This is a genomic window from Anabaenopsis tanganyikae CS-531, from assembly GCF_029891675.1.
In the GTDB taxonomy this organism is placed as follows: domain Bacteria; phylum Cyanobacteriota; class Cyanobacteriia; order Cyanobacteriales; family Nostocaceae; genus Anabaenopsis; species Anabaenopsis arnoldii.
This window is the reverse complement of sequence record NZ_JANQDF010000166.1, coordinates 1-4684: the sequence shown is the minus strand read 5'-3', so window position 1 is coordinate 4684 and position 4684 is coordinate 1. Positions and strand designations below refer to the sequence as shown.

7 protein-coding genes are annotated in these 4684 nt (G+C 42.5%); 6 read left to right on the top strand and 1 reads right to left on the bottom strand.

The window, feature by feature from the left end; genetic code table 11:
- The first annotated feature begins 222 nt into the window (after nucleotides 1–222).
- Genes rseP through rpsN form a run of 3 tightly spaced genes read left to right on the top strand, consistent with a single transcriptional unit; the run spans nucleotide 223 to nucleotide 2341 of the window.
- Nucleotides 223–1320, top strand: coding sequence for an RIP metalloprotease RseP (gene rseP, locus NWP22_RS15955; protein ID WP_271734060.1), 1098 nt, complete (start codon nucleotides 223–225; stop codon nucleotides 1318–1320).
- Nucleotides 1296–2006 (top strand): endonuclease III, encoded by a 711-nt coding sequence (gene nth / locus NWP22_RS15950; RefSeq protein ID WP_271734061.1) that lies wholly within the window; start codon nucleotides 1296–1298, stop codon nucleotides 2004–2006. Before rseP ends, nth begins: the two co-directional genes overlap by 25 nt.
- Before the next feature lie 32 nt (nucleotides 2007–2038).
- On the top strand, nucleotides 2039–2341 hold the full coding sequence (gene rpsN / locus NWP22_RS15945) for a 30S ribosomal protein S14 (RefSeq protein ID WP_271734062.1): 303 nt from the start codon (nucleotides 2039–2041) through the stop codon (nucleotides 2339–2341).
- Nucleotides 2342–2380: 39 nt separating this feature from the next.
- Here the strand turns inward: rpsN and NWP22_RS15940 are convergent, their stop codons facing one another.
- The gene (locus NWP22_RS15940; RefSeq protein ID WP_271734063.1) at nucleotides 2381–2710 is read right to left on the bottom strand and encodes a hypothetical protein; all 330 of its coding nucleotides are present in this window, start codon (nucleotides 2708–2710) and stop codon (nucleotides 2381–2383) included.
- A gap of 72 nt (nucleotides 2711–2782) precedes the next feature.
- On the opposite strand from NWP22_RS15940, the gene aat reads away from it, so the two are divergent.
- From aat to NWP22_RS15925, 3 genes are all read left to right on the top strand, one after another.
- Nucleotides 2783–3358: a leucyl/phenylalanyl-tRNA--protein transferase gene (gene aat, locus NWP22_RS15935; protein ID WP_271734065.1), complete on the top strand. Its 576-nt coding sequence runs from the start codon at nucleotides 2783–2785 to the stop codon at nucleotides 3356–3358.
- Nucleotides 3359–3500: 142 nt separating this feature from the next.
- Nucleotides 3501–4064, top strand: coding sequence for a peptide deformylase (def, locus tag NWP22_RS15930; protein ID WP_271734064.1), 564 nt, complete (start codon nucleotides 3501–3503; stop codon nucleotides 4062–4064).
- A 156-nt stretch (nucleotides 4065–4220) separates the two neighbouring features.
- Nucleotides 4221–4424 (top strand): hypothetical protein, encoded by a 204-nt coding sequence (locus NWP22_RS15925; protein ID WP_271734066.1) that lies wholly within the window; start codon nucleotides 4221–4223, stop codon nucleotides 4422–4424.
- Nucleotides 4425–4684 lie beyond the last annotated feature (260 nt).

Here is a 4684-nt window from a genome sequence, read left to right as displayed (position 1 = left end):
ACTGTGGGGCGAGTTTTTTGTCCGGTTTTTAAACGCAAAGGTCGCTAAGTACGCGCAAAGGTTCGCAAAGGTGTTTGTTGAGAAGATGTTTTAATTGGCTGGGTGGGGTTTAATTACTAGATCCCGGACTTGTCACATAATCACAGATACCGTACTATAACTCTTTAGCCATTCCTTAACTATTAGAATAAGAATGATATATCCGAATTTTGACTAAGCTCTATGTCAGTTTTAGCAGCGATCGCAGTCTTGGCTGTTTTGATCTTGGTACACGAGTTAGGACACTTTACCGCAGCTCGTTCTCAAGGTATTCTCGTTAACCGCTTTTCTTTAGGATTTGGGCCTGTTCTTTGGAAATACCAAGGTTCTCAAACCGAATATGCTATCCGCGCGTTTCCTTTAGGTGGGTTTGTGGGCTTCCCCGATGATGACCCTGATAGCGATATTCCCCCCAATGACCCGAATTTGCTGCGTAACCGGCCAATTTTAGATCGGGCGATTGTCATTAGCGCGGGAGTGATCGCCAATTTAATCTTTGCCTATTTCTTGTTGGTAAGTCAGGTAGGTCTGGTTGGTATAGGACAAAGTAGCCAACCGGGAGTTTTAATTCAACAACTAGCGCCAGAGGTGAGTTCTGTGGCCGCATCTGCTGGAATTAAATCAGGAGATGTGATTTTAGCGGCTAATGACAGGGAATTTGGCACAGCACTACAGGAAATAGAAGATTTACGGGATATTATCAAAAATAGTCCCGGTCAACCTGTAGTGCTAGAAATTGCCCGTGGCGACCAAAGGCTAACTGTCAATGTAGTTCCTGAGGAGAAGCCAGCTGGAGGTAGTATTGGCGTGGGACTTGCTCCCAATGGTGAAGTTATTCGCCGTCCTGTGAAGAATTTGGCACAAGCTTTCAATATTGGTGGTAGTGAATTTCAGCGCTTGGTTACCATGACATTTCAAGGCTTTGGCCAACTAATTACCAACTTTGGCGAAACAGCTGGTCAGGTAGCAGGACCGATTAAAATTGTCCAAATTGGTTCTAGTATTGCCCAAAATGATACAGGTAGTCTGTTCTTTTTTGCTGCTTTAATCAGTATTAACTTGGCAATTATTAATATTTTACCTTTACCGGCTTTAGATGGCGGACAACTGGCATTCTTGCTAATTGAAGGTTTACGAGGTAAGCCAATACCTAACCGCATTCAAGAGGGTGTGATGCAAACTGGTTTAATGTTACTCTTGGGACTAGGAATTTTTCTGATTGTTAAAGAAACTAGTCAGTTAACCTCCCAGTTAGATTGGGTGCAAAAGTTATTCCAGTGAGTGTTACCCGCAAATCCTCATCTCAAAAGCAACGGGCGTTAGAAATTCTCGCCCGGTTGCAGGGTCTTTATCCAGATGCAACTTGCTCTTTGAATTACTCTACTCCAGTACAATTGCTGGTAGCAACCATTCTTTCGGCTCAGTGTACTGATGAGCGAGTGAATAAGGTTACACCAGCTTTGTTTGCCCGGTTTCCGGATGCGGCTAGTTTGGCCAATGCTGACCTAGAAGAGTTAGAAATTTTAGTACGGTCTACGGGTTTTTACAGAAATAAGGCCAAAAATATTCAAGCAGCTTGTCGGATGATTGTCAAGGAGTTTGACTCTGTTGTTCCCCAGGAAATGGAGCAATTATTACAGCTTCCAGGGGTGGCGCGAAAAACGGGAAATGTAGTTTTAGCTCATGCTTATGGTATTAATGCAGGGGTGACTGTTGATACTCACGTTAAGCGGTTAAGCCAACGCTTGGGGTTAACGAAATTTTCTGACCCGGTGAGGATTGAGAAAGATTTAATGAAGTTGTTACCCCGTCCGGATTGGGAAAATTGGTCAATTCGTTTGATTTATCACGGTCGTGCTGTTTGTAAGGCTCGTTCTCCCCTCTGCGAAGCTTGCTATCTCCATGATTTATGTCCGACTGGTGAGAAAACATTTATTTCGAGAAATTCTGAAAACACGATAGAATAGAAAATGCTGTCTGCAAACCAGTTAAAGAATTTATGGCAAAAAAGAGTATGATTGAGCGCGAAAAAAAACGCGCCAACTTGGTAGAAAAGTATAGTGAAAAGCGAGAAGCATTATTGACAGAATTCAAAAGTGCGGAATCTCCCTTGGATAAATTGGAAATTCACCGGAAAATTCAACAGCTACCCCGGAATAGTGCGCCGACTCGTCACCGCAATCGCTGCTGGGTAACTGGTCGTCCCAGGGGTGTGTATCGCGACTTTGGTCTGTCTCGGAATGTGTTCCGGGAATGGGCCCATGAAGGTCTTTTACCGGGTGTGGTTAAGTCTAGCTGGTAGTCACTGCTCATTTTCTCCTTCCAGGAGAAAATGACTAAACTATTCTCCGCAGCAACGGTCTATGCCTAGACTATCTAAGAGTAGATCGCTGACGGCGTTGGCGATCGCAAATTCTCCATAGAAACTTTTAGAAAAATCAAATGCCTGCATCTCTGTAACAATGGCTATAACTAGAGATCCTAAGTCATTCTCTCCTTCCATGCGTTGTCGGACAAAAATTTGTGCCGCCCTGTGGGCAATTTTTTGATTGACTATTTCGGGGAGGAATTCTGTGTCTAACCACTTTAATAATCGGTCTTGCAACCACTGACCTTCAAGATCAGGGTTGTTGGAAGGTGGTAGGGTAATGGGTGGTATTGCTTCGGTCATGTTTTTTTTAACGCAGAGGAACGCTAAGGGAAAGGCAAAGGTACGCTGAGGGTTTTTTTGCTTGCTGAAATTATGGAATACGATATCGCTGCTATTGTTCGGGGTTATGCTCAAGGTTATTTTCTCATGGCTGATGACAACAAAGGGCTGGGATGGTACAGTAGTCGCGATCGCACTTTGATTCCCTTAGATGAGCGATTTCGCTACCCTAGGTCTTTGCAGCGTGTTCTCAATCAAGAGCGTTTTACCCTGAGCATTAACTGTGATTTTCCATCCGTGGTGGCTGGGTGTGCTGACCGCGAGACTACTTGGATTTCGCCGGAGTTACAGGAGATTTACTACTTACTTTACCAGAATGGTTACGCTTATAGTTTTGAAACTTGGCAAGGTGACCAACTGGCTGGGGGTATCCTAGGAATTGTTATTGGGGGTGCTTTTATTGGTGAGTCGATGTTTTACCGCGTTCCTGAAGGTTCTAAGGTGGCGATGGTTAAGTTGGTGGAAAGATTGCGCCAAAACCAGTTTCTACTGTTTGATGCTCAAATGATGAACCCCCATTTAGCTAGATTTGGCGCTTATGGGATTAAGGATGAGGAGTACCAAAGTTTACTTAAACAAGCGCTACAATGTCGTTGTTCTTTGGTGTGAAGTAGAAAATAGGATAAATTCCTAGTCACAAGCTATACACTAAGTTTGATCTCCTCTCTAAAGAGTAGGGGTGATCACGCTCCCACTATGTTTTGATAGAATTAAAACGGTAGGAATTTTCACAACTTAGTCATTGATTATCATGCCTTCTGAAATTGCTGTCGAGAAGAAAAAGTTAAAAAATCCCCCCTTAAAACTTCACTATCTGGGCGATCGCGTCCTGCGTCAAGATGCCAAGCGGATTACTAAAGTAGACGATGAAATCCGTAAACTTATCCGGGAAATGCTGCAAACTATGTACAGTAGCGATGGTATTGGTTTGGCTGCACCTCAAGTAGGAATTCATAAACAACTGATTGTGATTGATTGTGAACCAGATAACCCTGCTAACCCCCCACTGGTATTGATTAACCCCACCATTAAACAAGTCAGTAAGGAAGTATGCGTCGCCCAAGAGGGCTGTTTGAGTATTCCCAATGTTTATTTAGAGGTAAAACGTCCCGAATCCGTAGAAGTTGCTTATAAAGATGAATACGGCCGTCCCAAAACCCTCAAAGCCTATGATCTACTCGCACGCTGCATTCAGCACGAAATGGATCACCTCAATGGGGTAGTATTTGTAGACCGGGTGGAAAATTCCTTGAGTTTAGCCCAGGAGTTATCGAAAAATGGCTTCTCCTATCAGTCGGTGAAACCAGTAGCATAGGGGTTCGCTAAAATCTGTTTTGCTGATCTTTCCTTCACTGAATTCATGCTACTATGAACTAAATAATTAAAAATTTGTACTGTGGATAGTTTAGGTACTTCCATGGTCAAGTAAGATAAAAAAGTGAGCAATTGTTAACATTTTCACATAGGAATAATAGTGTATACTCCAAAAAGCGGTTTATTTCTAGGTGGTGCTTGCATCACAGCGATCGCCGCCGTGGGTTCAGTATTTGAACTTACCTCTGGACAACCAGATTTAGGTGTTCAGGTAACTGCCATTATCCTCGGATTGAGCATTCCACTCACGGGATTATTTTTCTTTGCTGCAGTGAAGGACGCACGGGCTAACATTAAATAAGCATCAGGTATATAAAAAGGTAGAGGGATGAAACCAAAGGCAAAATTCATCCTTCACCTTTTATTTTTTTCGCTTGACATTTTTACCCATATTTATTCTTGGTTTATTCTTGGTTTAGTGTCTACAATAATTTAATGAATTTATAGTCATTTATGTACATTTGTAGTATAATATAATTATGAATGTACGATCATTAAATGAATGAAACTATCTGATTATGCAAAAAAGGTAGGGATAAGTTATAGAACTGCGTGGCGTTG